This is a genomic window from Pseudomonas sp. Ost2 (assembly GCF_018326065.1).
GTDB lineage: Bacteria > Pseudomonadota > Gammaproteobacteria > Pseudomonadales > Pseudomonadaceae > Aquipseudomonas > Aquipseudomonas gingeri.
In genome coordinates this window covers 2,831,387-2,857,305 of the sequence record NZ_AP021904.1, presented here as the reverse complement: position 1 = coordinate 2,857,305, position 25,919 = coordinate 2,831,387, and the positions used below count along the sequence as shown (strand labels likewise).

At 61.5% G+C, this 25,919-nt stretch carries 22 protein-coding genes, 1 tRNA gene and 1 pseudogene; 16 read left to right on the top strand and 8 right to left on the bottom strand.

Annotation, left to right across the window (positions count from 1 at the left end; translation table 11 throughout):
- Nucleotides 1–29: 29 nt before the first annotated feature.
- The gene (locus KI243_RS12480) at nucleotides 30–1,193 is read right to left on the bottom strand and encodes an FAD-binding oxidoreductase (RefSeq protein ID WP_212810890.1); all 1,164 of its coding nucleotides are present in this window, start codon (nucleotides 1,191–1,193) and stop codon (nucleotides 30–32) included.
- Nucleotides 1,186–2,706: an NAD(P)/FAD-dependent oxidoreductase gene (locus KI243_RS12475; protein WP_178991002.1), complete on the bottom strand. Its 1,521-nt coding sequence runs from the start codon at nucleotides 2,704–2,706 to the stop codon at nucleotides 1,186–1,188. The genes KI243_RS12480 and KI243_RS12475 overlap by 8 nt, the downstream gene beginning before the upstream one ends.
- Before the next feature lie 221 nt (nucleotides 2,707–2,927).
- On the opposite strand from KI243_RS12475, the gene KI243_RS12470 reads away from it, so the two are divergent.
- Both KI243_RS12470 and KI243_RS12465 read left to right on the top strand, forming a co-directional pair.
- Complete coding sequence (locus tag KI243_RS12470) at nucleotides 2,928–3,545, top strand: TetR/AcrR family transcriptional regulator (protein ID WP_212810889.1); 618 nt, start codon at nucleotides 2,928–2,930, stop codon at nucleotides 3,543–3,545.
- Between the two features lie 132 nt (nucleotides 3,546–3,677).
- Nucleotides 3,678–4,670, top strand: coding sequence for an MBL fold metallo-hydrolase (locus KI243_RS12465; protein ID WP_212810888.1), 993 nt, complete (start codon nucleotides 3,678–3,680; stop codon nucleotides 4,668–4,670).
- On the opposite strand, the gene KI243_RS12460 is transcribed toward KI243_RS12465, so the two are convergent.
- The gene (locus KI243_RS12460) at nucleotides 4,649–5,632 is read right to left on the bottom strand and encodes a LysR substrate-binding domain-containing protein (RefSeq protein ID WP_212810887.1); all 984 of its coding nucleotides are present in this window, start codon (nucleotides 5,630–5,632) and stop codon (nucleotides 4,649–4,651) included. The two genes, KI243_RS12465 and KI243_RS12460, sit on opposite strands and share 22 nt — an antisense overlap.
- Before the next feature lie 192 nt (nucleotides 5,633–5,824).
- Here KI243_RS12460 and KI243_RS12455 point away from each other — a divergent pair, with 192 nt between their 5' ends.
- From KI243_RS12455 to KI243_RS12435, 5 genes are read left to right on the top strand one after another with little or no spacing between them, the layout of a single operon-like run.
- On the top strand, nucleotides 5,825–6,745 hold the full coding sequence (locus tag KI243_RS12455) for an ABC transporter permease (RefSeq protein ID WP_017129015.1): 921 nt from the start codon (nucleotides 5,825–5,827) through the stop codon (nucleotides 6,743–6,745).
- 7 nt (nucleotides 6,746–6,752) lie between these two features.
- Nucleotides 6,753–7,616, top strand: coding sequence for an ABC transporter permease (locus KI243_RS12450; RefSeq protein WP_177127590.1), 864 nt, complete (start codon nucleotides 6,753–6,755; stop codon nucleotides 7,614–7,616).
- Nucleotides 7,617–7,641: 25 nt separating this feature from the next.
- Complete coding sequence (locus KI243_RS12445) at nucleotides 7,642–9,258, top strand: ABC transporter substrate-binding protein (protein ID WP_244861847.1); 1,617 nt, start codon at nucleotides 7,642–7,644, stop codon at nucleotides 9,256–9,258.
- Nucleotides 9,259–9,264: 6 nt separating this feature from the next.
- Nucleotides 9,265–10,770, top strand: a complete 1,506-nt coding sequence (gene argH / locus KI243_RS12440) for an argininosuccinate lyase (protein WP_244861846.1) — start codon at nucleotides 9,265–9,267, stop codon at nucleotides 10,768–10,770.
- Between the two features lie 11 nt (nucleotides 10,771–10,781).
- Entirely contained in the window at nucleotides 10,782–12,626 is a 1,845-nt protein-coding gene (locus tag KI243_RS12435) for a dipeptide ABC transporter ATP-binding protein (RefSeq protein WP_212810886.1), read from the top strand.
- On the opposite strand, the gene KI243_RS12430 is transcribed toward KI243_RS12435, so the two are convergent.
- Complete coding sequence (locus KI243_RS12430) at nucleotides 12,596–13,498, bottom strand: LysR substrate-binding domain-containing protein (protein WP_177106348.1); 903 nt, start codon at nucleotides 13,496–13,498, stop codon at nucleotides 12,596–12,598. The two genes, KI243_RS12435 and KI243_RS12430, sit on opposite strands and share 31 nt — an antisense overlap.
- A 133-nt stretch (nucleotides 13,499–13,631) precedes the next feature.
- Between KI243_RS12430 and KI243_RS12425 the strand changes: the two genes are divergently transcribed.
- From KI243_RS12425 to arsH, 6 genes are all read left to right on the top strand, one after another.
- The gene (locus KI243_RS12425) at nucleotides 13,632–14,684 is read left to right on the top strand and encodes an agmatine deiminase family protein (RefSeq protein ID WP_212810885.1); all 1,053 of its coding nucleotides are present in this window, start codon (nucleotides 13,632–13,634) and stop codon (nucleotides 14,682–14,684) included.
- A 4-nt stretch (nucleotides 14,685–14,688) separates the two neighbouring features.
- Nucleotides 14,689–15,597 (top strand): N-carbamoylputrescine amidase, encoded by a 909-nt coding sequence (gene aguB, locus KI243_RS12420; RefSeq protein ID WP_177106350.1) that lies wholly within the window; start codon nucleotides 14,689–14,691, stop codon nucleotides 15,595–15,597.
- A 1-nt stretch (nucleotide 15,598) separates the two neighbouring features.
- Nucleotides 15,599–16,702, top strand: a complete 1,104-nt coding sequence (locus KI243_RS12415) for an extracellular solute-binding protein (RefSeq protein ID WP_212810884.1) — start codon at nucleotides 15,599–15,601, stop codon at nucleotides 16,700–16,702.
- 178 nt (nucleotides 16,703–16,880) lie between these two features.
- Nucleotides 16,881–16,955, top strand: a tRNA-Gln gene (locus KI243_RS12410).
- Between the two features lie 248 nt (nucleotides 16,956–17,203).
- Nucleotides 17,204–17,674 (top strand): arsenate reductase ArsC, encoded by a 471-nt coding sequence (locus KI243_RS12405; RefSeq protein WP_177106352.1) that lies wholly within the window; start codon nucleotides 17,204–17,206, stop codon nucleotides 17,672–17,674.
- Nucleotides 17,674–18,408, top strand: coding sequence for an arsenical resistance protein ArsH (arsH, locus tag KI243_RS12400; RefSeq protein ID WP_212810883.1), 735 nt, complete (start codon nucleotides 17,674–17,676; stop codon nucleotides 18,406–18,408). Before KI243_RS12405 ends, arsH begins: the two co-directional genes overlap by 1 nt.
- A 39-nt stretch (nucleotides 18,409–18,447) precedes the next feature.
- Here arsH and KI243_RS12395 read toward each other — a convergent pair whose 3' ends face one another.
- From KI243_RS12395 to KI243_RS12380, 4 genes and pseudogenes are all read right to left on the bottom strand, one after another.
- Complete coding sequence (locus KI243_RS12395; RefSeq protein ID WP_212810882.1) at nucleotides 18,448–19,941, bottom strand: DUF1254 domain-containing protein; 1,494 nt, start codon at nucleotides 19,939–19,941, stop codon at nucleotides 18,448–18,450.
- 59 nt (nucleotides 19,942–20,000) lie between these two features.
- A pseudogene (locus KI243_RS12390) lies at nucleotides 20,001–21,366 on the bottom strand (DUF1254 domain-containing protein); the annotation flags it as partial.
- Between the two features lie 229 nt (nucleotides 21,367–21,595).
- Entirely contained in the window at nucleotides 21,596–21,994 is a 399-nt protein-coding gene (locus KI243_RS12385; protein WP_017128996.1) for a hypothetical protein, read from the bottom strand.
- A 66-nt stretch (nucleotides 21,995–22,060) separates the two neighbouring features.
- Nucleotides 22,061–22,939, bottom strand: a complete 879-nt coding sequence (locus KI243_RS12380) for a helix-turn-helix transcriptional regulator (RefSeq protein WP_177086194.1) — start codon at nucleotides 22,937–22,939, stop codon at nucleotides 22,061–22,063.
- A 128-nt stretch (nucleotides 22,940–23,067) separates the two neighbouring features.
- Between KI243_RS12380 and KI243_RS12375 the strand changes: the two genes are divergently transcribed.
- The 3 genes from KI243_RS12375 (at nucleotide 23,068) to KI243_RS12365 (ending at nucleotide 25,914) form a co-directional block, all read left to right on the top strand.
- Entirely contained in the window at nucleotides 23,068–23,448 is a 381-nt protein-coding gene (locus tag KI243_RS12375; protein WP_212810881.1) for an antibiotic biosynthesis monooxygenase family protein, read from the top strand.
- A 252-nt stretch (nucleotides 23,449–23,700) separates the two neighbouring features.
- Nucleotides 23,701–24,447, top strand: coding sequence for a hypothetical protein (locus KI243_RS12370; protein WP_085983806.1), 747 nt, complete (start codon nucleotides 23,701–23,703; stop codon nucleotides 24,445–24,447).
- A 9-nt stretch (nucleotides 24,448–24,456) separates the two neighbouring features.
- Nucleotides 24,457–25,914, top strand: a complete 1,458-nt coding sequence (locus tag KI243_RS12365) for a DUF1254 domain-containing protein (RefSeq protein ID WP_212810880.1) — start codon at nucleotides 24,457–24,459, stop codon at nucleotides 25,912–25,914.
- Nucleotides 25,915–25,919 lie beyond the last annotated feature (5 nt).

Sequence of the window (25,919 nt, the reverse complement as noted above, 5' to 3'; positions counted from 1 at the left end):
CAAAACAGGCCATCCAACTCACCGCTGAGCTAGAGAAGGATCTCGATATCGGCGGTGGGAAACGCCACGCAGGAATAGAACCAGTCGAAATCACGATCGGACTTGCGCAGGTGCGCCTCCCGGGGGTTGAACACCGACCCGGACACCAGCTTGACCCGACACAGGCTGCATTCACCGGAACGACAGGCGTTCTCGGCGAAATAGCCGTTGCGCTCCAGGGCATTGAGCAACGGCTCTCCCACCCGGCTCTTGAAAGCGCCACGACCTTGCACGGTCACCAGCACTTCATCGTCCAGTGTTACGCCTTCCGGCCAGCCGGGTTGCTCGTGCGGTGCCTTGGGCGCACCGTTGGCCTCGACCCGGATGCGCCGACGCTTGACGCCCAGCGCCGTGAGCAGCTCGATGCAGTGGTCGTTGAACGGCGTCGGACCGCAGATGTAGAACATCTTGTCGTCGAGGTCGCCCAGCAGTGCCTGCAGCAACGTCTCGTTCAGCCGCCCCGCATGGCCCCGGTAATCGGCCGGCGGACGGGAGATCACCTGGGAGAGAGTGAAGTGCTCGTGACGCCGGGCCAGGGCACGAAACGCCTCGTCGAAAATCACATCGTCAAGATGGCTGTTCACATAGACAAGATGGAAGCGATGCGCCAGGCCACGGTCGAGCAGATCCTGCAGGATGCTGCGGGCCGGCGCGGAGCCGGAACCACCGGCGAGGAACACCAGGTCATCGCCATGGTAAAGCGGGTTGTGATGAAACGTACCCATGGGCCCGGAACTGAGCAGCCGCTGACCCACCACCACCCGGTCCAGCAGGTAGTTGGAGACATAACCATCCCTCGCCCGCTTCACTGTCAGGTCGTAGTAGCCCTGCTGCGAGGGCGGCGAGGAAATCGCATAGGGCCGGGCTGTCGCGACACCGTCGATGTCCACGAACAGGTTGATGTACTGGCCGGCCAGGAACGGCGGCAGAACCTTGCGATCGACGGCGACCACCCGCAGCGTGCGGGTGCTGGAGGTCTCCTCGATGATTTCAGCGACCTCCAGTTGCAGGCGTTTCGGATGCAACTGGACGACCATGTTGCCGACTTCGCCCCTGATTTCGTAGAAGTCGCTTCCGCTCTGTTCCAGGGCCTGCTTGGCCTGCCGGGCCTCGCGGTAGCCGGCGACCAGGTCCATCAGGTTCTGTTCAGACATGCCGCACCTCCTTGACTTTCAACTGCTTGAGCACCGCCCTGGCGGTGGACTCGCCCGCCATGTAGGTCGGCTGGAAACCGCCCATGGAAGTCCACGAGCCGGCGATATAAAGCCCCGGCACCGCATCCAGGCGCTCGCGCAGCAGCGGCGAATCCTGGGTGCTCTGCTGGAAACCGTAGATGGCGCCGCCGGGGGTGTTGAGGTAGCGCATCATGGTCAGCGGCGTGGCCACTTCAACTTCCTCGATGTACTGGCGCACCTTCGGGTAGACCTTCTCGATCACTCCGATCAGCTTCTCGGCGAAGGCATACTTGGTCTGCGCATAACGCTGCGGCGGAACCGACTTCCAGACCTCGCCGTATTGCAGGCACACCAGCACCACCTGGCTTTTCCCGGCGGGCGCGGCATCGGGGTCCTCGAGGTTGTAGCAGGTGAGCATGCCGCCCAACGGCGGCTCCAGGCTGCCCATGCGCTGGTGGATCGCCTCCTCGTCGAGGGTCTCGTAGATAAAACTGGATGCCGTCTCCACGCCCAGTTCCTGTGGCGTGCAATCCAGCCCCAGGTAGATCACGAAGGCGGAAGTGCCCATGCGCCGGGAGCGGAAATCCTGCTGGACGCTCGGTGGCGGCTGGTCGAGATCCAGCAGTTCGTGGAAGGTCACCAGCGGGCTGGCGTTGGACACCACGGCGGCGCAGGTGACGGTTTCACCGCCCTCCAGGCGCACACCCCGGACCCGCCCCTCAGCGGTGATGATCCGCTCCACGGCACAGTTGAAGCGCACTTCGCCACCCGCTTCCAGGAACGACTCCACCAGCGCGGTGGACATCGCCTGGGAACCGCCCTTGATATGCCAGGGCTTGAACACCGCATAGGCGTAGATCATCGCCGCCACATCGGAAAACGGCAGCATGCTCGGCGGCACGCCGAGGTAGAGCCAGTAGGTCGCCAGGACGCTCTTGAGCCTGGCGTCATCGAAGAACTCGTCGAGCACCTCCTTCAGCGGCCGAAAGCCATACTCGACGAAGTACGGACACATCGACTTGAGCGCCGCTTCACTGTTGGAGCGGCGTGCCTGGGGCAAGGTGGTGAAACTCTCCACGGTGACCTTTTCGCAGACCAGCAGGAACCGCTCGATAGCCTCGCCCTCGGCCGGGAACAACTGCTGCAGCGTGCGCCGTATGCCCGACCAGCTCGCCGGCAGGGTGATATCGATTTCGCCGGGCACCACCAGCCGGTACAACGCGTGTTCCTGCACGAACGCCACCTTGTCCATCACCCCCAGCTTCTCGAACAACTGGCGCATGATGAACGGCTTGTCCGGGGTCCCCAGGCCGCTGAGCTGGTGCAGGGCCACCTCGAATTCGAAGTCGCCGCGCACAAAGGACGTCGCGCAACCACCGGGAATATTGTGGCGTTCGAGCAACAGCGTCCGGCAACCGCCACGCTGCAGGGCCGTCGCCGCCGTCAATCCGGCGTTGCCGGCGCCAATTACCACGGCGTCATAGTGCTTCATGATTCACCTCAAACTTATCACCGATAAGATTCAGCTGGAAAAACCGGCCTGCAGCGGCCACCGCACTTCCGTGCGCGGCGCTTTTCGGACTGTTGGTCCGAGGATGATCCCTTCCGGCCTTGTCATGGAGCGCAAGTTAAGGGCATATCTTTACACTGTCAAGATACTTCCCCATGTTAGGATTCCCGTCTGTTACAGGCCCTGATGACGTACCTTCACCGATGACCAAGCCACCTCCCCGAACGCGCGACACCTACCATGTGGGCAACCTGGCTCCGCAATTGCTGGCGACCGCACGGGAAATGCTCGAGGAAGTCGGGCCGACCAGACTCTCCCTCAGGGCCGTATCGGAAAGGGTCGGCGTGAGTGCCACCGCGGCTTATCACCACTACGCCAATCGCGGCGAACTGATCGGCCATCTGGCGGCCCAGGGCTTCCATGAGCTGGGGCGAACCCTGGTCATCAAGGACGCCCAGAGCGCCGGCAGGCAACGGCTGCGCAACGCCACCCTCGCCTACTTCGGTTTCGCCCGGAACAACCCGGCGCTCTACCAGCTGATGTTCGGCCCGGAATTCGCCGACGGCGGGATGATTCCGCAACTGCGCAGCGCGCGGGAGGAAGCCTTCGGCGAACTCAAGCGCATCATCGCCGAGCTGCTCGACTGCGAGGTCGACAGCGCCGAAGTGCGTCGGGCCTCACTCGCCAGCTGGTCCTACATCCATGGCCTGGCCTCGCTGGTCATCCACAACGTGCTGCACTTCCCCGCCGGGACCAGCGACGAGCGTTTTGTCGACAGCACGCTGCAAGGGCTCGAGCAGCTTTTCCAGTTGAAACGATGAATCTGACCGGGCACAACCTGTCACTCCCTGGCAGGTACTCACGCCACTTATGCCTGGCATATGAAGAATCGATTTCAACAATAAAATTCGCCTCAATAGGATGCCTTCGTTTCGAACTGAAGGTCTCCTGCCATGCTCAAGATCACCGCTCCCCGCATCCTGCACTACACCGTACTGACTACCGCACTGGCGCTCGGCACCCTCGTCGCCCCGACTGAGGCCCTTGCCGCCGCGCCCCAGGTCAAGACCCAGGCACCTGGCTTCTACCGCATCATGCTGGGCGACTTCGAGATCACCGCGCTGAACGACGGCACCATCGACGCGCCCTTCGACAAGCTGCTCAGCGAGCCCGCCGCAAAGACCACCGCAGCGCTGCACAAGGCCTTTCTCGGCGTACCGACCGAAACCTCGACCAACGCCTACCTCGTCAACACTGGCACGAAGCTCGTCCTGATCGATACCGGCGCCGGCGCGTTCTTCGGGCCGACGCTGGGCAAGCTGGTCGCCAACCTGAAGGCCGCCGGCTACACACCGGATCAGGTCGATGACGTGCTCATTACCCATATGCACCCGGACCATGTCGGCGGCCTCGTCGCCAACGGTGCCGTGGTGTTCGCCAACGCAACGATCCACGCCGATCAGCACGACGCCGATTACTGGCTCTCCAAGGCCACGCTGGATCATGCCTCGGCCGATGCCAAGAGCTTCGTGCCGGAATTCGTGAGGGACGCAATGGCCTCGCTCACCCCGTATATCGCCAGCGGAAAATTCCAGCCGTTCCAGGGCAGCGGGGAAATCCTGCCGGGCTTCAAGGCCTGGTCCAGCTATGGCCATACCGTGGGCCACACCAGCTATATCGTCGAGAGCAAAGGCCAGAAGCTGATCGTCGCTGGCGATCTTGTCCATGCCGGCGCGATACAGTTCGCCGATCCGTCGGTGACCATCGGCTTTGACACGGACAAGAAAGCCGCCTCAGCGGCCCGCGAGACGGTGTTCACCCTGGCGGCAAAAGAAGGCGCGCTGGTCGGGGCGGCACACATCTCGTTCCCCGGCCTCGGCCATCTGCGCTCTCGCGGCACCTCGTGGCAATGGGTGCCGGTGAACTACTCGACCGAATTGAAGTGACCCGCAGGCGGCCCGATCGCCACGTCGACCAGGCCCGCCTGATAGGCCTCGCGGGGAATCATGGAAATGAACTCCGACTTGAAGATGCCTTCCATTACCCGCATGAAATCCGCCGTCAACTGCGAGCGTTGCTGGTGGCCGGGAAACACCATGGAAATCTCGAAGGGTATGTCCTGATCGAGTTTTCTGAAGGTAATGCCCGGGTACTTCGAGTAGGACGCCGTGAACGGATCGCAGATCGTCAGTCCAAGTCCCCCCGCAACCATACCGCAGGCCGCGTGGGCCGCCGTGGTTTCCACGGAGGAACTACCTGCCACACCGCGGGCCTCCATCGCCGACGTGATGCGTCGCTGCAACGGATTGTTCGTATTCAGCGTTATCAACCGACGGCCGTGCAAGTCATCCAGCGTGACGACATCTCCAGAGGCCAGTGCATCGTCAACCGGCATCACACACACCGCGCTGACGTGCGGCAGCGGCACCACCTGGATACCTGGATAGTCTCCAGTCGGGATCTGGACGAAGCCGATATCGATCTGGTTGGCCGATGTCAGCTCCAGGATGCCCAGCGAGTTGCGCACATCCAGGGACGTTCTGACGTCCGGGTGTTTTCGCGCGAAACGGCACACCCCTTCAGCCACCACGCTCAGCCCCAAAGTGCTCATCGACGCTATTCTCAACGTGCCCGTGCGCAGTGTTGCCAGGTCCTCGGCGACACGCTCGATTCGCTCGATTCCCTGATAGAACTTGTCGACTTCCGCATACAGGACCTGTGCTTCCGCACCGGGAATGAGGCGATTGCCTTCGCGGCGAAACAATCGAAGAGAAAGGACTATTTCAAGATCGCGGATAAGCCGGCTGACAGCCGGTTGAGTTATCTGTAGCGCTTCAGCTGCGATGGTCATGCTACCCGTGAGCATGACCGTTCGAAAGGCTTCCAATTGGCGGGGATTCAATTTCATTGCAGCTCTCGTCCGGGTGTTGGAAGTCGCTATTCCACCAGCGTATAACATTTTGTTATGTGCGTCCAACATGTTACGGGTTTGCCATAACTGTATGACAGCGCGATGATTCAGTTGCGTAGTTTTACCTGACAGCAGTGTTCCACAATAAGTGCAGGACAACGCTGACGCAAAATAAAAAGAGGATTACTCGTGCTGAATTATACCCTACGCAGGTTATTACTCCTGCTACCGATGCTACTGGGAGTATCCATCGTGATATTCCTGGTAATGCATTTCATCCCCGGAGATCCGGCACAACTAGCCGCCGGGCCCGATGCAACGGAAGCAGATATAGCACAGATACGGAAGAACTACGGACTCGATCAACCGCTTGCCACTCAGTACATCATTTATGTAAAGAAGATTGCCAGTGGTGACTTCGGAGAGTCATTCCAGACTTTTACCCCTGTACTGGAAAGTATTGCCAGAACGCTACCCGCCACTATTGAACTGACCGCGGCAGGCATGCTGCTTGCTGTCCTCATTGGTGTTCCGCTGGGTATTGTCGCCGCGCTGAAACCCAGGGGGTTGCTGGACAGTTCATTAACCACGGTGGCCGTCCTTGGCATATCAATACCCGGATTCTTCCTGGGACTCATATTGATGCTGATATTTTCGGCAAATCTGGGCTGGCTCCCACCCACCGGCAGAGGCGGACTGCAGCACCTGATACTGCCCGCCTTCACCCTTGGCCTGCCCTACGTCGCAACGTTTTCGAGGCTGGCCCGTTCGACAATGATGGATGTGTTGAAGGAAGACTATATCCGTACCGCGTACGCAAAAGGTGTTCCCGGCTACAAGGTCATTCTGAAACACGCACTTTCCAATGCCGCCATTCCACTGGTTACGGTCTTCGGCATGGACTTCGGCCGACTACTGGGAGGCGCTGTCATTGTCGAAACTGTATTTGCCTGGCCGGGCATGGGACGACTTCTTATTGATGCGATCATGGCCCGGGATATCTATGTAGTTCAAGGCACAGTCATCGTCTTTGCGGCCGCCGTAGTTATCATCAACTTAATTGTGGACCTCGTATATGGCATCCTCGACCCTCGCATCACCTACAACTGAGGCTGATATGCCAACAGCAAAAAAGCGTCGGCCGGGTTTTATCAGCTTCCTTGTAATCCACAAGCGCTGGTTTGCCCTGGGTGCATTTATTGTAATTCTGGCAATGGTGGCCGCCGCAGTATGCGCGCCCCTGTTGTTTGATTGGGACTCGGTTACCCGGATCAATCTGTCCAGGTCGCTTATCAGCCCTGGAACCGACTCTTTCCTGGGCACCGACCAACTTGGCAGGGACTTGCTGGGGCGAGTCTTGTGGGGCGCGCGCATCACTCTGACTGTCGCGGTTTCAAGTGTGGGTATTGCAATGATTATCGGCATCGCGGCAGGTGCATTTTGTGGTTATTACAATAATGCCCTCGCCAGCCTGGTAATGCGGGTCATGGATTCCATGATCGCATTTCCCAGAACGCTGGTGGCGATCCTGGTGATTACCGTTGCGGGCAACAGCATATTGAGCCTGACACTGGCCATCGCCATTTCAAGCATTCCTATCTACGTCCGTTTTTTTGCCGGACCGGTAATGGCGCTGCGCAACCGCGAGTTTGTACTGGCCTCGAAATCCATCGGTGTCGGCGATCTACGACTGCTGCTGGTGCATATCCTGCCAAACATCGGTTCGCTGGTGATCATCCAGGCCACTGTATCGCTGGCAGAAGCCATCCTCATTGGTTCCGGGCTCAGCTTCCTGGGTCTTGGCCCGCCCCCGCCAACGCCGGAGTGGGGTTCGATGATCGCCGAGTCACGGCCTTTGCTGACGACACATCCCTATGTGCTGTTCGCCCCCGGACTCGCCCTGGTCCTGACAATCCTGAGTTTCAACATTGTTGGCGACGCACTGCGGGACTACATAGATCCGAAATCGCGTAACGCCTGACCGAGATCGGCACGGCATAGCCGTCATGAGTTTCCACGAGAATTATCCAGCGAGAAAGATTATGGGTCGCTTGAACCGCCTGACAGTACTCATACGCAGTTTTGCTGTCCTGGGCATCATCGGATTGTCGGCAGGCTTGCCATCCGTAGCCAATGCCAAAGAGATAGGACAGCTGACCTTCGTGCAGGGATCGGATATCGATACCCTGGACCCCGCCATTTCGCGCAGTGTGCCGTCCCTCAACGTGATTGATCACCTGTTCAACCGATTGATCGCCTGGAACGGCCAGGATCGCACCAGCTTCATACCGGACCTGGCAGAGTCATGGTCCAGGTCCGAAGATGGCAAACAATGGACATTCATCCTGAAACAGGGCGTGAAGTTTCACGATGGCACCGACTTCAACGCGGATGCCGTGAAGTTCAACCTGGACAGGATTCGTGACCCCAAGCTGGGTTCACCGCATCGCTCCTACTATGCGGATATCTTGTCGGTGGAAGCGGTATCGCCGTATCAGGTACGGATCACGACAAAAAACCCTTCGCCGACCATGCTGGAACTACTGGCGAAACAATCATCGTCGATCAACAGTCCGGCAGCGGTCGCCAAGTACGGGCGAGCCTATGGACATCATCCAGTCGGTACGGGCCCCTATGTTTTTGACAGTTGGATTCCCAATGACCAGGCGGTTATTGAAAAGAACCCTGCCTATTATGGAGAAAGCGCGAAGCCCGCGAAAATAGTATTCCGCCCGGTCAGGGAAGACTCTTCGCGAGTCATTGAGTTGCGCACCCGAAATGCCGATATCGCCGCCAACCTGTCACCCGAAGCTGCTATCGAATTAAAGGAACTCAACAAGTCAACATTGCTCCGGATACCCAGTACCTTCCAGGTATTCTTTGAAATGAACCTGACGAAGCCGCCATTCGATGACCCGCGCATCCGCCGGGCGGTCAGCATGGCCATTGATCGTCAAGCCCTGGTCAACAAGGTCCTGCTTGGATACGGCAAAGTTCCTACCGGCCCCTTTCCCGAAGGCACACAGGCACGACGTGCGTTTACCCCGGTGAAATATGATCCGGAGACTGCCAGGAAGATTATCGATGAAGTCTATCCGGGTGGTTATCCGGGCACCATCGTCATGTGGACGCCGGCAGGTCGTTATACCAAGGACCGCCAGGTCGCCGAAGTGGTTCAAGGCTATCTCAATGCCGTCGGACTCAAGACCGAGTTCAAGGTATGGGAATGGGCCACCTATCAAAAGAACCTGTACCGGCCCGATTCGGGAAAAGGCACGGGAAAAGGCAGCAATGAAGCAAACATGTGGTTACTGGGCACAGGTATTTCCGATGCCGATATCCGCCTGCGCCGAAAGTTATCCAGCGGTGATCCGCAGAACCTGACGGGCTATAGCGATCCCCACGTAGACCAACTCCTCCAACTTGCTTCCCGCGAGTTGGACCCGAACAAACGCATGTCCTATTACGGCCAGATACAACAGATCCTCTGGGAACAGGACCCGGACAATCTGCCTCTCTTTGACCAGGAGCAGATTATCGGTGTGCGTAAAGACTTGAATGGCCTGGATGTCGATTACGAAGGGACCATTGATTTCAAGCGTGTAGAACTTATTGAACGGTGATTTGAAATGTCCATTGCACATGACAACGAAAGCTTGTTGACCGACGCCCGCCTGAGCGCACCTGCGGCCGAGCGCATGGTCAGGCATCACGATATCCCGGCGCTTGAAACCGAGAAGCGTCAGTACCATGAGTTTGTCGAGGTTGACTTGGCTCACACCGTGATGCTGGTGGAGCAACAGATCCTTTCCAAACCGGTGGGACAAGCCATCCTGGCAGAGCTGCGCCTGATCCGGGACCTGTCGCCCGCGGACTTTCCCTTCGATGTGAAGAAAGGCAGCTTCCTGCTTCAGGTCGAGTCGTACCTGTTCTCCAGGATCGGCGAAGATTCGGCAGGACAGATGCACACCGGTCGCAGCCGTATCGACCAGGGGGCAACGGTGCGGCGCCTGTATGACCGCAAACGCATTCTTGCCGTGCTGGATCGCATCAATGAATTCCAGGTGGCACTGATCGAGAAGGCCGCGCGGCATGGCGACACGATCATGCCCGGCTATACCCACATGCAGCATGCACAGCCCTGGGTCTTCGGCCACTACCTGCTGAGCTTCACTTCAAGATTGCACGACAGCTTCAGCCGCCTGACCAACGCCTACGGCCGGGTCAATCGCAACCCGCTTGGCGCCGTGGGCCTGGCCGGTACATCCTGGCCACTGGATCGCGCTCGTACCACGCACCTGCTCGGTTTCGACAGCCTGGTCGAGAACTCCAAGCTGGGCCGTGAAGCATGGTACGCGGCGGAGACCATCGGCGCCCTGTCATTCGTCATGGCAGACCTCAATGACCTCGCCACGGACCTGCATATCTGGTCGAGCGTCGAGTTCGCCACCGTCGAGAGCGACGACGGCTACTGTGGTACCAGCAGCATTTTCCCGCAGAAGAAAAACCCCAGCGGCCTGGAAACCATCAAGAAGGCCGCCGGTGGCTCGGTGACCTGGCTCAGCACGGCGCTGGCGACGTTCAGGTCCGAAGGAACCGGCGACCAGGCCATGCGTGACCTGCCATTGATCCATGATGCCCTGGCAATCACCGAAGGGATGCTGGACCTCTTCACCGGCATCATCGAAACCCTGGTGGTGCATGAGGACCGGATGGCGACCCTGCTCTCCGGGAGCTGGTGCACCGCCAGCAACCTCGCCGATATCATCGTTCGAGAGCAAGGCATCTCCTTCCGCCAGGTCCACCATGTCGTGGCGCGCCTGGTCCGCAACTGCCTGCTCGCCGGTGTATCGCCTGCCATGGTAACGAGTGCGGCACTGAACCAGGCCGCGATGGAAACCATCGGTTCGCCGCTCGAGTACACGGATGCACAGGTCCGCGACGCCCTGAACCCGCGCCGCTTCGTTGAAACCCGTGTCTCCGCGGGCGGGGTGGGCCCGGACGAAGTCAAGCGCCTACTGTCGATCGCCAGGGACGAACTGGCGCAGGACTGCGAATGGGTGACCACCAACAAGCTGAAGCTCGCCAGCGCCCGCGCTGACCTGGATACCGCCGTCGCGCGGATCGTCGATTGAAGGAGCGCCCCATGAACGAAAATCTGGTAGCTCGCGTCGAAAACCTGAGTGTGGCCTTCGGGCCCGCCACAAACGCATCGCCTGTCGTGCGGGACGTGTCCTTCGAGGTCCGGCGCGGCCAGACGCTGGCGATCGTCGGCGAATCCGGCTCCGGCAAATCCGTGACCTCGATGGCCATGATGGGCCTGATCCAGCGGGCCGGGGGAAGAATCGTATCCGGCTCGATGCACCTGCAGACCCGCGCCAACGAGGTCATCGACCTGGTCACCGCTCCCGAGTCCGTCATGCGTCAACACCGGGGATCGTCCATGTCGATGATCTTCCAGGAACCCATGACCTCGCTGAACCCGGTCTTCAGGATCTGCTCGCAGCTCACCGAGGCCATCGTCCTGCACAAGCGCTGCAGCCGGGCAGAGGCTCAAGCCCAGGCACTGCGCATGCTGGACCTGGTACGTATTCCCGATGCGAAGCAGATCATGAATCGCTATCCCCACGAGCTTTCCGGCGGGATGCGACAGCGGGTGATGATTGCCATGTCGCTGGTCTGCGAGCCGACCTTGCTGATCGCCGACGAACCGACCACCGCGCTGGACGTCACCGTCCAGGCGCAGATTCTGCGCATCATCAGGGAACTGCAGGACAGCCTGGCCATGGGCGTGATCTTCATCACCCACGACATGGGCGTGGTGGCCGAGGTCGCCGATCAGGTGATGGTGATGAAAAAAGGCGAAACCGTCGAACACGGCGCCGCGAGGGAAGTTCTACAGGCGCCCCGGCAACCCTATACGCAGGCGCTGCTGGCCGCCGTGCCGAAGATCGGTGCGATGAATGGCACCCATCTGCCGGCGAAATTCCCGTTGATCGACGACCTGGCTGGCACGATCCCGGCGGACTCGGCGCCGGCCCCTGAGGTTGCCCCCGACTACGAAAGCCCGCCCCTGCTCAGCGTCAAGTCGTTGTCCATTCGCTATGACCTCAAGGCCGGCCTCCTTGGCAAAGTCAGGCGTCGCGTACATGCCGTCGAAGCCATCGACTTCGACATCTATCCGGGCGAAACGCTGGCGCTGGTGGGTGAGTCCGGCTGCGGCAAGTCCACCAGTGCCCGGGCGATTGCCGGCCTCATGCCGATCCAGGGAGGGGATATCGTCTTCGGCGGCAAGCACCTGGCCACGTTGAACAGGCACGGCCTGAAAACCCTGCGCCGGGATATTCAGATGGTCTTTCAGGACCCCTATGCATCCCTGGATCCACGCCTGACGATCGAAGACAGCCTGTTGGAGCCGTTGCATGTCCATGGCATCGCCCGCGGCGCGGAAGCCCGCAGGCAAGTACGCGACCTGCTCGAACGGGTCGGGCTGCCCGCCGAATATGCCGGACGCTATCCCCACGAGTTTTCCGGAGGGCAGCGCCAGCGGATCTGTATCGCCCGAGCCCTGACGCTCTCGCCCAAACTGATCATCGCCGACGAAGCGGTTTCGGCGCTGGATGTCTCCATCCAGGCCCAAGTCATCAATCTGCTGCAGGACCTGCAGCGGGACATGGGCATTGCATTCCTGTTCATCTCCCATGATCTGGCGGTGGTCGAACGGGTCAGCCATCGGGTGGGCGTGATGTACCATGGCCGCATCGTCGAAATTGGCCCGCGCCGCTCGATCTTCGAGAATCCTCACCACGCCTACACCCAACGGTTGTTGAGCGCAGTGCCCTCGGCCGACCTCGACGTACCCAGGAAACCGTTCAGTCTGATGGAGGAGACGGTGCCCAGCAGGATCTACGATGTCGATTACCAGGCGCCGGGCATGGACTACCTGGAAGTAGCGCCCGGTCATTTTGTGGCGTCGTCCGCCCTGATGTGATCCGGTGCTTTGACCGAGGCTCGGAAAGCCGCCTGCAACCACTCGCTGAAGCCTCGGGTCAGCGAACTCTTTTCACTGTCGCGGTGAATCAGGCAGACCCAGTCGGGCCCCGGAACCGTCTGTTCGCTCAAGGGCGTCAACAGGCCATTGGCCCGTGCATTCGCCGCCAGCAACTGACTGACCAGGGCAATGCCACTGCCCGCGCACGCCGCGTCGAGCAGCAGCCCCGGATCGGAAAAATTCAATCCGTTGCTGCGCTGGCCGACGTGCTCGCCGCCCTGCACTACCCAGTGACTCCAGTCCATTTCCCGCTCGCCATGCAAGGTGGTGCGCTGCTCCACCGGCAGTTCGAGCACGTCGGGATGACAGGCCGGGTAGAAGCGATCGTTGCACAGTTCCCGGTAGCTGCATTCGGCCTGCGGGCCGAGGTCGTCGCGGATCGTCAGGTCGATGGTCTGGGTCGCCATGTCCGGCGCGTCGAAGCTGGTGAACAGCCAGAGATCGACATCGGGGTACTGCCGATGGAAATCGTTCAACCTCGGCAGCAGCCAGTGCCGGGCGAACGCCGGGGTGGTGTTGACCACCAGTTGGTTGGGCTTGCGGTACTGCTCCAGACGCCGGATCCCGACGGACAACTGCTGCAGCATCGACTGGGTCGTACTGTGCAGGTCATGCCCGGCATCGGTCAGGCTGACGCTGCGGCCGCTACGGAAAAACAGCGGCTGTTCGAGAAAGGTTTCCAGGCTGCGGATCTGCTGGCTGATGGCGGACTGGGTCAGGTGCAACTCTTCGGCCGCCTTGTGAAAACTGCCCAGGCGGGCAGCGGCTTCAAAGCCGCGCAGTGCATTCAAGGGAGGCCAATGCTTCAGCATATCGATAAGCCCTACTGATCAGTTGTGCGCTAAATCTATCGTTTGTTGCGACTTTTATGAAGCCATAGCATGGGTATCACTCCGCGATAGCGGTTTTCAGTCATAAATAATACTTAACTGAAAGGTGAGAAACATGCAGAGCAATGGCGTTCAGAGCACGGGCTGGTCGATGCCCGCGGAATGGGCCCCCCATGCGGCGACCTGGATGGTCTGGCCCCACAATCAAGCCTTGTGGGAGTCCGCCTGGGGCGTGACCCTGGCCCAGGTGCAGGTCGACTTTGCCCGTGTCGCCAATGCCATCGCCCGCTTCGAGCCGGTGAAAATGGTGGTCGATCCCTCGGCACGGGCCAGCGCCGCCGCCCTGTGCCAGGCGAACATCGAACTGATCGAACTGGCGGTCGACGACAGCTGGTGCCGCGACTCCGGGCCGAGCTTTATCTGCCATCCGCAACAGGGGCTGGCCGGGGTCAGCTGGCGCTTCAATGCCTGGGGCGGCAAGTCGGCCCACGACCTGGATGCGAGCCTGGGCCGGCGGGTCCTCGATTACCTCGGCCTGGAGGGGTTCACCACGTCCCTGGCCAACGAAGGCGGAGCGATCCACGTCGACGGCGAAGGCACGCTGATCACCACCGAGTCGGTGCTGCTCAATTCCAACCGCAATCCGGGCATGACCAAGGCCGAGATGGAGGATATCTTCACTCGCCTGCTGGGGGTGAAGAAGACCCTCTGGCTGCCGGGCGATCCGGACCATGTCACTGGTGACATGACCGACGGCCATGTCGATGGCGTCTGTGCGTTCGCCCGTCCCGGCGTCCTGCTGGTGGATGCCACCCATGAACGCGACTCCGTGTATGCCGAAGTGGTGCGGGAAAATCGTCGCGCCCTGGAACTGGCCAGCGATGCCCGGGGACGGCGTTTCGAACTGGTCGACCTGTTCGAGGCCAGCGAAGCCGTCGACAGCGACGCCGAAGTGTTCTGCGCCTCCTACACCAATTTCTACCTCGCCAACGGCGCGGTCATCATGCCGGCCTATGGCGTTGACGCCGACCAGGCGGCGGCCATCGTACTGGCAGAGGCGTTCCCCGGTCGCGAAGTGGTGCCGGTGCGGATCAACCACCTGGCCCATGGCGGCGGTGGCGTGCATTGCATCACCCAGCAACAGCCGGCCTGGCCGGTCAAGGAGTGATGCCATGCCCCCGCTGAAAATTGCCACGACCCAGATGCCCTGCTCCTGGGACCTCAAGCACAACCTCGATCAGGCCGAACAACTGGTGCGCGATGCCGCGGCCCGGGGCGCCCAGGTGATCCTGCTGCAGGAACTGTTCGCCACGCCGTATTTCTGTATCGAACAGGATCACAAGCACCTGGCGCTGGCCGAGGAATATCGCGACAGCAAGGTGCTCAGGCGCTTTGCCGCGCTGGCCGGTGAGCTGGGCGTGGTGCTGCCGCTGAGCTGGTTCGAAAAAGCCGGCAACGCCTTCTTCAATTCCTTGAGCGTGGCCGACGCCGACGGGCGCCTGCTGGGGGTCTATCGCAAGACCCACATCCCCAACGCCATCGGTTACCAGGAGAAGGAATACTTCAGCCCCGGCGATACCGGATTCCGCGTCTGGGACACCGCATTCGGCCGCCTTGGCGTAGGGATCTGCTGGGACCAGTGGTTCCCCGAGACCGCGCGTTGCCTGGCGCTGCTCGGTGCCGACGTACTGCTGTTTCCCACCGCCATCGGCTCGGAACCGGGGGCTGCCGCACTGGACTCCCGCGATCACTGGCAGATGACCATGCGCGGCCATGCGGCGGCCAATATCCTGCCGGTGGTGGCTGCCAACCGCGTCGGTCGCGAAATGGCGACCACCGATGCGCAACTGCAAATGAGCTTCTATGGCTCGTCGTTTATCTGCGACCACAAGGGCAAGCTGCTCGCCGAGGCCGACCGTGACAGCAGCGGCGTGCTGGTGCACAGCCTGGACCTGGGCGCGATGCGCGAAGAACGCCTGACCTGGGGCATCTACCGCGACCGCCGCCCGGAAATGTACGGGGCCCTGCTGGGGCTGGATGGTCGGCACATCAATGCGCGCTGGAACACTCAAGAGGTATGACATGAACCTGAGCCAAAAATGGCTGCTCTGCTCCCTCGGGCTGGCGCTGAGCGCCGTCCTGTCGTCGGCGCGGGCCGAGGAAAAGATCCTGCGACTGTACAACTGGTCCGATTACTTCGCCGAGGACACCCTCGCCGCGTTCACCGCCGAAACCGGGATCCAGGTGATCTACGACGTCATGGATGGCAGCGAGACACTGGAAGCCAAGCTGATGGCCGGCGGCAGCGGCTATGACCTGATCTTCCCTGGCGATACCGTGGGCGAGCGCCTGATGCATGCCGGCAGCCTGCAGCCGCTGGACCCGTCGAAGCTCACCGCCCTGAATGACATCGAGCCCGGCCTGCAGAAGCTGCGCACGCATTACCTTTACTCGAACAAGGCCACCGTCCCCTACACCTGGGGCACCATCGGCCTGACCTACAACACCGGGCAGATCGCCCAGCGCCTGCCCGATGCCCCGGTGAACAGCCTCGACCTGTTGTTCAAGCCGGAACTGGCGGCGAAGTTCGCCGACTGTGGCATCTCCATGATCGACTCACCGGACGAGGTGCTGGCAGTGGTGCTCAACTACCTCGGTCGCGATCCGCGCAGCGCCAGGCCAGAGGACCTGGCCGCCGCCAGCGGGTTGCTGCTCAAGCTGCGGCCGTACATCCGCAAGTTCCAGTCGCAGCCGGTGACCGACCTGGTCAACGGCAACCTGTGCCTGTCCCTTGGCTACAGTGGTGATATGACCCAGGCACAACGGGCCGCCGATGCCGCCGGCAAACAAACCCGGTTCGACTATCACATTCCCCGCGAAGGCACGACGGTGTGGATGGACACCATGGCGATCCCCGTCGACGCCCGGCATCCGGAATACGCCTACGCCTTTATCAACTTCGTCATGCGTCCGCAGAACATGGCGGCCATCAGCAATTTCACCGGCTACCCGACCGCCAACGCCAGGGCCCGGGCGAACGTCGACCCGGTGATGCGCGACAACCCGCAGATCTACCCGGACGACGCCACCTTCGAGCGGCTGATTCCCGGCAAGGATATTCCCCAGGCCGACATGCGCGCCCGGATGCGCACCTGGACAAGGTTCAAGACCGCCGCCGTCAAGTAGGCAAAAGCCTGTACCCCCCAGCAGCCAGGAATTAACTAGCTGTTTTCAAACAAATTTATTTTCACAAGGGCTTCCCAGGGGCGGCGAAAGTTGATAAATTTCCGCCCACTCCTGCGATGGCCCTTACGGGGCTGACCACAACGGGAGCCGAGTGCCAGGCACTCTTCGCAACAGCTACAGGGGCGTCGCCAAGCGGTAAGGCAGCAGGTTTTGATCCTGCCATGCGTTGGTTCGAATCCAGCCGCCCCTGCCATTTTCCTTATGTTCATTCCGATATGACCCAACCGGCAGCCCTTGCCGAGCGTCCGGGATATCTGTCTTTACCCTCCCCTCTCTCTTCCTTGCGCCCCTCCCGCAGAGCCTTGCACGCGAACGGTTTCTCGCCAATATCGTCGGCATCCCGGCAGCTGTCGCATGTTTTCAAAAATTAAACATATGGATATACGTATATTCGAATAATCGTATATATTACCGACGAGTACTCACTCCGAGGAGAAAACCATGAAAGTCCTGTTCATGTGCACGGCCAACAGCTGTCGCAGCGTGCTCTGCGAAGGCCTGTTCAATCACACAGCACCCGCGGGCATGAGCGCGGTCAGCTCCGGCAGCTTCCCCAGCGGGCGCCTCAACCCGCGGGCGGTCAGTACCCTGCAAGCACTCGGGGTAGACACTTCGGCGCTCTACAGCAAGGGTTCGGAAAGCTTCGCCGACACACCGCCGGACCTTGTCATCACCGTCTGCGACAAGGCCGGCGGCGAGCCCTGCCCGGTGTACTTCGGTCCCGCCATCAAGAGCCATTGGGGATTGGCTGACCCATCCGAGGTAACCGGCACCGACGCAGAGATCCAGGCCGCGTTCGATGCCACGGTGGCGCAGATCCGCCTGCGTTTCGCGGCCTTCTTCAGTCTCGATCTGTCAGCCCTCGACCCGGCAGCACTGAAGCAGGCACTGGACCGTATCGGAGCGCTCTGATGAACGACTTGAACAACGATGCCCCCGTCGATCTGCCAAGCCTGGACCTGTCCCTGCTCGACCTGCCGACACCGGAAAAACTCGCCCAGGGCGAGCACCCCGGACACAAGCCACGCATCCTGCTGCTGTACGGCTCGACCCGCGAACGCTCCTTCAGTCGACTGCTGACCGAGGAAGCGGCCCGTCTGCTCGAACACATGGGCGCCGAAACGGCGATCTTCGACCCCAATGGCCTGCCCCTGCCCGATGCCGTTCCCGACGACCACCCGAAGGTGCAGGAACTGCGCGACCTGGTGCTGTGGTCCGAAGGACAGGTCTGGTGCTCGCCGGAACGCCACGGTGCCATGTCGGCAGTGTTCAAGGCGCAGATCGACTGGATTCCCCTGGCGCTCGGCGCAGTCCGTCCGACCCAGGGCAAGACCCTGGCGGTGATGCAGGTATGCGGCGGCTCGCAGTCGTTCAACACGGTGAACCAGTTGCGTGTACTGGGCCGCTGGATGCGTATGGTCACCATCCCCAATCAATCGTCCGTGCCGAAAGCCTTCCTCGAATTCGACGAGAGCGGGCGGATGAAGCCCTCTGCCTACTACGACCGCGTGATCGACGTGATGGAAGAACTGATGAAGTTCACCCTCCTGCTGCGCGGTCGCGAGCACTATCTGGTGGACCGCTACTCCGAACGCAGGGAAAGCGCCGAAGCGCTCTCCAGCCGAGTCAATCAGCGCGCTATCTGAATTGACCGGACGCCGCGGCAGGCAACCCGTCCTGAGCCGTTATTGCTTGTGCAAGTCACTGGGTTTCCAGCTCTGGTCGAAGAACGCCTGCTTGGGTCCATAGAGCCGGACGATCACCAGGAACCCCTTGCCCGGGACCGTGCGGATCCAGTTCTTGCCCGTACCCGGTGACTCGGGCCCGAAATAGATATCGGTGGAGCCGTCGCCGTTCTGCACCGGCTTGTCCATCTGGTTCAGCGACGGGAACGGCTGGCCGTTGTCCAGGCCCGAGGCGGTCAGGCCGTCATAGGCGGTCACCGACCAGAACAGGGCTGCCGGGACATTGGCCGGCAGATTGAGCTTGTAGGCCTTGGCGCCATCGAGGAAATGCCCATCGGCATCGCGCAAGGTCGCCGGGTACTTGGCCCCCGCGCCGACCAGATTCATCACCATCCCCGGGCTGTCGGAGTAGGCCGAGGTGAAGAACGCCACGCGCTGTTCGAGGTTGGTGAAGGTTCCGCTGGCCTGGAACTCGGTGTTTTCCCCGGCGAAGGTGTTCACGAACTGGCGGTCCTTGTAGTACAGCCCACCGGGCTCATTCACCAGCAGATTGTTGCTGATCACCTTGCTCATCTTGAAGGCGGTGCGCGCGGCCTGGTCGAGCAACTGGCGACGCGCGGCATCCGGCGCGAACGGTTTGCCCTTCTCGATACCGAGGGTGTGCAGGAAGCCGCGCATGTCCAGATCCGCCGGATCGACGGCTTCCGCCTCGATAAAACGCGAAAGCATCTCGAAGTAGCGACCGTCCTGCGCAAACAGCATGTTCACCGGCACGCTGGTGGCATCGGGAAACTCCATCGGCAGGGCCGAATCCTTCTTGCCGAGGGGATAGATCTTCGTCCGTTCGACTTGCGCCACCGGCACGGACAAGTCCTTCGGGTCCTTGAAGAAGGTACGCCAGAACAGGAACACGTTATAGGTCCGCGAACGGTAGACGTAGCCCTCGCTGGGCATCGGACCGCTGTAGCCCGGCGGCAGGATCACATAGGTGCCACCCTTGCCCTTGTCGGGCCCGGCCAGCCCGACGTCGCCACGCCAGGTCCGACCATCGAGCGTCGGACCGACCAGGGGACGCTGGAAGAAGTCATCGAACATCCCCTGCACGCCGGGCGGCGCCTCCACCACCAGCGGGCCGTACTTGTGCAGGTCCAGGTAACTCATGGCGTAGACCAGGTCGGAGTTCGGCGTGGTGACCAGGGTCTTGGCGTTGATACGCTTTTTCCATGTCGGCAGGATATTGTAGCCGGCACCGAACTGTTTCTCCGACGCTTCCTTCATCGACCAGATATTGATCGCCGGCAACGCCCACAGGTACGACTGCACCGCACGCTGGAACACCAGCTCGTCAGCCAGGCTGCGGGAGGTCTGTTCAGTGGGGAAACCATTCTCGAACGGCAGGTTGGCCAGTTCCTCGTAACGCGAATCCGCCTGGGCGAGGCTGCTCAAGGATACGGCCATGGCCAGGGCTGTCAGGGTAATGCGCAGTCCGTTCATATGAAGTCCTTGTGGGGTATGTTTGTACGGATGACACGTCGCGAATCCGGGCTCGCGACTCAATCGAGCTTGACCACCGCCGGTGGCGTCCACTGGCCGTCCAGGGTCGCCGGTTGCGGCCAGTAGGCGCGGACATAGAGCGAGAAATCCGTGCCCCTGGGCGCCGGCAACCAGTTGCTTTCCTTGTCCGCGCCTGGACTCTCATGCTGTACGTAGAGGGTCAGCGAACCATCGGCATTGTGTTTGAGCGACTTGTTCTTGGTACCGAGCGAGTAGCGCCCCAATGGGTTCTCGGCGAAGAAATGCTGCGGGTTGTACAGCGTCAGCGACCAGAATCCCTTGACCGGCGGCGTCTCGCCCTTGGCGAAGGTGACGGTGTAGCGCTGGTCGCCGTTGAGCCGGGCCCCACCCTGGTCGAGGTCCTGATAGAAATACTTGGTCTCGATCGACTTGTTGACGAAGATGTTCGAGCGCGCAACCGCCGTGCGCAGAAAGTAGTCGGTCCCGAAGGCGGCACCGTTGCCGATGGTGCTCCAGTGATGCGGCAATTGCTGGCCGTAGTTGCGGAACTGCAGCAGCGGCGTGACCACCTCGCTGTCGGCCTTCTGCGCCTCGTCGATCATCACCTGCTTCATGGCGGGGTCAGCCTGGGCGATCTTCGCCAGCGCGGCCAATTGCGCATAACGTGACGCCTCACCCGGCAGCGGTCGGGCATCCGCCAGAATGGCCGGCAACTCGTCGAAGAATTTTTCCGGCAACACCCAGCGGGTCTCTCCATCACCCTGGGCTTCGGCCGGGAACCTGGGTACCTTGCGCCAATCGCGTTGCTTGACCTTGCCGTCGTACTTCGACAGCGGGTACATGTCGATGCCCGACAGGTACGGTTGGATGGCCTGGCGATCCTCGCTCGTGTCGTCCTGGAAGACCCGCGGGATAACAAAGCCGGTGTTGGTCGGGGAACGGAACACCCGGGTGATGCCCGCCGGCACCTTGCCCTTCCAGTCCGGCCCGACCAGCAGGTAGAAACCGGGCTTGCTACCGTACATCTTGCCCAGCTCGGCAAAGCTGTCAGTGCGCAGGTCGACCACCTGGTACACCCAGAAGCGCTGCCCGAAGTCGGGCACCTGCAGCACCACCGGCTCCTGATCGAGGGCAATGCTGCCGGCGCCGTAGACCACGTCCTGGTTGGGACAGGCGACCAGCCGCTCTCCCGGCGCGATGTAGTCGGTGAGCATGGTCAGATGATTGATCGGTGCCACGGGCACGATGCCCCCCCATGAGTCCCGACTCCGGCAGGTCCTTGAACTTCTGCCGGCGATTGAACACATTCGCCATCGGCCAGCCCCAGACATACGCCTCGCGCGCCATCATGCGCACATAGGCCTCGGTCACCTTGACGTTGTCCTGTGGTCCGGCGACCTGGGCACCGGGTTCGGCGAGGGTGGGCACGACCGTATCGGCCAAGGCCCAGTGTGCGGGGGTGAGTGCCAGCAGAAAAACCGCTGTCGGAAAGACTTTCGACATTGTGCTTCCTCCATCCCTGGTGGCTCAGCCTTGCGCAATACGAAGGCTGCAAGATCAGTTGCAGTCCCTGGCGGACTACTGATCAAACTAGCAGCTAACATCCTGTTAGCCAGTCAATCGGATGGATTGGTTATGATTTGCCGTAGGGCGCGTCGACAATCAGCAGCGGATCAAGACTGCGGATACGGCTCTCAGAGTGGTAGGCGCCATCGTCGTTGTAGCGCAGATAGGCGCGCCCGCATTCCAGGCACTCCCAGACGCCGCACTGGTTGTAGGGGTAGTACAGCGGAGCGATCGGCGCATTGACCGACCAGTAGGAGGTGCCGTCCGGATGGTATTCATCGAGGGTGGCCTCCTCTTCCGCCAGTTCGGCCAGCGACCCGATCTGCCGCAGCTGCGCCTCGCGCAGGGAAACCGGCCATCCCTCCCAGCCGGCCAGGGATTTGGCGATGCACTGGCAGGTCTTGCTGATGGAGGCTGAGCGCTGGGCGATGTCGCGCAACGAAGGCAGGCCGAGAAGCGGTGACATGAGGGTCTTCCTGTCAGGTCATGTTCGTCGTCAGGGATGATCGAAAGCGCTCTGCAACGACACTTTTCACGTATCCCTCTCGTGATTGGAACCGTCCGCGCCCAGCACGATACCCGGCACGCTGGCAAAGTCGCCGTCCCGCAGCGAGCTGGCCGTGCGCTCCAGCAGGTAACGCGCCGGCGGCTTGCCGACCGCCTTGCGGAACATGGTAACAAAACCACTGGCGCTTTCGTAGCCGAGGTCCAGGGCCACCGTCTGCACACTTTCGCCCCGGCTCAGTCGACGCAGTGACAGGATGATATGCAACTGCCGGCGCCAGCGGCCGAAACTCACGCCGATCTCCTGCATCAGCAGCCGGCTCATGCTCCGCTCGCTCATGCCGATGCGCGTGGCCCATTCACTCATCGGGATCTTCGCCGAGGGATCGGCCAACAACTTCTGCGCCAACAACCGCAGTCGCCGCTCACGCGGCATGGGCAGGTGCAGGTCCTCCACCGGGGCCTCGCACAGCTCGTCGAGCAGGGTCGCGATCAAGCGGGCCTCGCGGCCCTCCTCGGCATATAACTGGGGAAAGCTCGCCGCCCGCAGCAGCAGTTCGCGCAGCAGCGGCGACACCGCGAGGGTGCAACAGGTGCTGGGCAGGCCCGGCACGGCATCGGGTTCGACGAACAGGCAGTAGCACTCGGTTTCGCCGGAACTGCGCGCTACATGGGGCATGTCCCCCGGTATCCACACCGCGCATTGCGGCGGGACGATCCAGACCCCGTCATCGATCTCGCAATTGAGGATGCCGCGCACCGAATACAACAGCTGTGCCTTGCGGTGATGGTGCTTGGCGTGTTCCCAGCCATCGGATACCAGGGAGGCATTCAAGGCGTACACGGCACGGGGTATCTCATCGACCTCCCGCGAGCCCGCCGGGTCTTCGGTTGACGTGTGAATCACGGAAAGTACACCTCGGCGACTGCTCAGGCCATTGGCCGGTTTGAACAATAGTGTGGCGATATTGTGCAATGACGTCCAGCCGGACGCTGAGTATCGTGGAGTTGATCCTATCTGGAGGGACAACCCCCATGCACATCCCCACCCACATCGTTGCCATCAGTACCGTTGAAATCCAGGCCGCGGAAGGTCACTCAGCCGACTTGCAGGCTCGACTGCACGCATTGGTCGAAGCCTTGCAGGGCGACTCCGGTTGTATTGCCTACCACCTGGCCCGCTGCTCTTCAGGTCGCGACGTCTGGATCATGACCGGCTACTGGAGCGCGCTGACGACCATGCAGGCGCATTTCGAACTGCCCTGCCTGACGGAGCTGTTCGCCCTGGCGAGAGAACGATTCGCCAGTGCCCTCACCTTCGGTACGTTCCGGCTCGGCACATTCGCGGCGAAGGACAACACGACAGGTCGCAGGCTCCAGCCCTGCGCCGTCACGGCGTTTCTGGAAAACTTTTGATACAAACTCTCGCCCCCCTGCGCAGCCACACACGGCCGGGATTTATAGCTATTAGCCATCAAGTGATCCATCCCACAAAAACCAACGAATTAATCCATTCGGCTGGCTAACGAAAAGTTAACTGCTAGGTTCATTTGTAGCTCGCCAAGCGCGCAGCCGGCCTTGCAACCCCCGTATTTTGTGGGGTTGAGCCACCAGGGATGGGGGGATACGATGTCGAGAGCCTTGCTTTTACCCACTTTTCTACTGGCCATGACACCCGCATTTGGAGTGTTTGCCGATAACGCCGATACCGCCAACAAGAGCAACAACCCGCTGAACCTGGCACCCGGTGCGAACCTGCAGGACTACTACACACCCAGGGTCTACGACAGCAATGTCCACACCAACGACCTGTTGCTGCGCGGCACCCTGCCGGTGGCTCCCGGCGAGTTCGTGCCCGTCCCGCAACTGCTGCGCGCCACCCTGCCCATCAGCACCCGCCCCGATCCCCATGGCGGCTACAGCACCGGCATCGGCGACCTGAACCTGTTCGATATCTTCCTGCTCAAGACCGAAGGCGTGCAGTTGGGCATCGGCCCGCAGATCACCGCCCCGACCGCCGCCCGCGATGAACTCGGCACCGGCAAATGGCAGGCCGGCCTGGCCGCGGTGGCCATCGACGCCTCGCCCCGCGGCCTGCTCGGCGCCCTGGTGCAGTACCAGAGCTCGTTCGCCGGCGACAGCGACCGCCAACGGGTGGAAACCGCCACCCTGCAACCCTTCATCATCCATAACCTGCCCAAGGGCTGGTACCTGCGCTCCACCGGCACCTGGACCTTCGACCTGAAGAACGACACCCGCTATATCCCCATCGGCTTCGGTGTCGGCAAGGCCAGCAAGGTCGGCCACAACATCTACAACTGGTTCCTCGAACCGCAATGGACAGTGGAACGCAAGGGTGACGGCCTGCCGCAATTCACCCTGTTCGCCGGGATCAATGTCACCCTCGGAAAATAAGGAATGCCCATGAATCCATGGATGCGCAACAGCGTTGCCGGTTTCGCCGTCAGCGTCATGGCGGTCAGTTGCGGAGTCGGCGCGCAGCCCCTGGAAACCCGTATCGGCCCGATCAACATGCAGGGCGAACTGCCGGCACCGGAGGCGATTGCCAGGCTGTATGCCGAGCTGGATTTCCAGCAGGCCAGCCAGGCCTACCTGTGGGCCCTGCCACTGGTGTCCTATGCCCAGTGGCAGGAAGAATTCCGCGACAAGCTCGGTGCCCGCAGCGGCGACCTGATGGTGCTCGACAGCTATGAAGACAAGCTCGGGGTCATCACCGCCAACGCCACCACTCCCTACATCCTGGGTTTTGTCGACCTCAACGAGACCGGGCCACTGGTGATCGAATTGCCGGCCGGCCCTACCGCCGGCGGCATTGGCGACTTCTGGCAGCGGGCGATCATCGACATGGGCCAGACCGGCCCGGACAAGGGCCAGGGCGGCAAGTACCTGGTGCTGCCACCGGGCAGCCAGCCACCGGCGGATGCCGATCAATACCACCTGGCCCGCTCGGAGACCATGAATGTGCTGGTGGGTTTCCGGGTGCTCGATCCGGATCCGGCCAAGGGCAAGGCGCTGGTCGAACAGTTCCGCATGTACCCCTACGCCCAGCGCGCCACACCGGGCAAGACCCGCCTGCTGACCCCGGGCGGCAAGCGCTGGTCCGGCACCCAGCCACGGGGCATGGCCTACTGGGAACGGCTGCACCAGATCATCCAGAAGGAGCCGGTGAACGAACGCGATCGTTTCTACATGGCGATGCTGGCCAGCCTGGGCATCGAGAAAGACCAGCCCTTCCACCCCTCCGACCTGCAGCGCCAGGCCCTGGAGCAAGGGGCCCAGGTCGGCGAACTGATGGCCAAGGCCAACACCTTCGCCAAGCGTTTCCCCCAGGCGCAGTACTGGAAGGACCGGCACTGGGACACCGTGCTGAACATCGCCGAACCGTCCCAGCGGGTGAAGTACTACGACCAGTTGTGGGAGCGCAGCGCCTGGTTCTATGAGGCGGTGACCAACACCAAGGGCATGGTTTCGAAAACCCCGGGGCTGGGGCAGACCTACCTCGGCGCCTACACCGACCAGCACGGCAACTGGCTCGACGGTGCCCGCACCTATCGCCTCAGGGTCGCCGCCAACCCACCGGCCAGGCAGTTCTGGTCGATGACCGTCTACGACAGCGACAGCCGCTGCCTGATCGACAATCCCCAGCGCAAGGCCGACCTGTCCTCGCGCCAGGACCTGAAGAAAAACCCCGACGGTTCGGTCGACCTCTACTTCGGCCCGAAAGCGCCCAAGGGTTTCGAAAACAACTGGGTGCAGACGCTGCCGGGCCGGCACTGGTTCAGCTATTTCCGGCTCTACGCGCCGACCGAAGCCTACTTCGACAAAAGCTGGAAGCTCGACGACATCAGCCTGGTGGAATGACAACC

What these genes read in the sequence shown, in the direction of transcription:
- KI243_RS12430 (WP_177106348.1), bottom strand. Translation starts at nt 13,498, where the DNA reads ATGCTGAAGCATTGGCCTCCCTTGAATGCACTGCGCGGCTTTGAAGCC.
- KI243_RS12470 (WP_212810889.1), top strand. Translation starts at nt 2,928, where the DNA reads ATGACCAAGCCACCTCCCCGAACGCGCGACACCTACCATGTGGGCAAC.
- KI243_RS12480 (WP_212810890.1), bottom strand. Translation starts at nt 1,193, where the DNA reads ATGTCTGAACAGAACCTGATGGACCTGGTCGCCGGCTACCGCGAGGCC.
- KI243_RS12425 (WP_212810885.1), top strand. Translation starts at nt 13,632, where the DNA reads ATGCAGAGCAATGGCGTTCAGAGCACGGGCTGGTCGATGCCCGCGGAA.
- KI243_RS12460 (WP_212810887.1), bottom strand. Translation starts at nt 5,632, where the DNA reads ATGAAATTGAATCCCCGCCAATTGGAAGCCTTTCGAACGGTCATGCTC.
- argH (WP_244861846.1), top strand. Translation starts at nt 9,265, where the DNA reads ATGTCCATTGCACATGACAACGAAAGCTTGTTGACCGACGCCCGCCTG.
- KI243_RS12415 (WP_212810884.1), top strand. Translation starts at nt 15,599, where the DNA reads ATGAACCTGAGCCAAAAATGGCTGCTCTGCTCCCTCGGGCTGGCGCTG.
- aguB (WP_177106350.1), top strand. Translation starts at nt 14,689, where the DNA reads ATGCCCCCGCTGAAAATTGCCACGACCCAGATGCCCTGCTCCTGGGAC.
- KI243_RS12365 (WP_212810880.1), top strand. Translation starts at nt 24,457, where the DNA reads ATGAATCCATGGATGCGCAACAGCGTTGCCGGTTTCGCCGTCAGCGTC.
- arsH (WP_212810883.1), top strand. Translation starts at nt 17,674, where the DNA reads ATGAACGACTTGAACAACGATGCCCCCGTCGATCTGCCAAGCCTGGAC.
- KI243_RS12395 (WP_212810882.1), bottom strand. Translation starts at nt 19,941, where the DNA reads ATGAACGGACTGCGCATTACCCTGACAGCCCTGGCCATGGCCGTATCC.
- KI243_RS12475 (WP_178991002.1), bottom strand. Translation starts at nt 2,706, where the DNA reads ATGAAGCACTATGACGCCGTGGTAATTGGCGCCGGCAACGCCGGATTG.
- KI243_RS12370 (WP_085983806.1), top strand. Translation starts at nt 23,701, where the DNA reads ATGACACCCGCATTTGGAGTGTTTGCCGATAACGCCGATACCGCCAAC.
- KI243_RS12445 (WP_244861847.1), top strand. Translation starts at nt 7,642, where the DNA reads ATGAGTTTCCACGAGAATTATCCAGCGAGAAAGATTATGGGTCGCTTG.
- KI243_RS12385 (WP_017128996.1), bottom strand. Translation starts at nt 21,994, where the DNA reads ATGTCACCGCTTCTCGGCCTGCCTTCGTTGCGCGACATCGCCCAGCGC.
- KI243_RS12465 (WP_212810888.1), top strand. Translation starts at nt 3,678, where the DNA reads ATGCTCAAGATCACCGCTCCCCGCATCCTGCACTACACCGTACTGACT.
- KI243_RS12450 (WP_177127590.1), top strand. Translation starts at nt 6,753, where the DNA reads ATGCCAACAGCAAAAAAGCGTCGGCCGGGTTTTATCAGCTTCCTTGTA.
- KI243_RS12405 (WP_177106352.1), top strand. Translation starts at nt 17,204, where the DNA reads ATGAAAGTCCTGTTCATGTGCACGGCCAACAGCTGTCGCAGCGTGCTC.
- KI243_RS12375 (WP_212810881.1), top strand. Translation starts at nt 23,068, where the DNA reads ATGCACATCCCCACCCACATCGTTGCCATCAGTACCGTTGAAATCCAG.
- KI243_RS12435 (WP_212810886.1), top strand. Translation starts at nt 10,782, where the DNA reads ATGAACGAAAATCTGGTAGCTCGCGTCGAAAACCTGAGTGTGGCCTTC.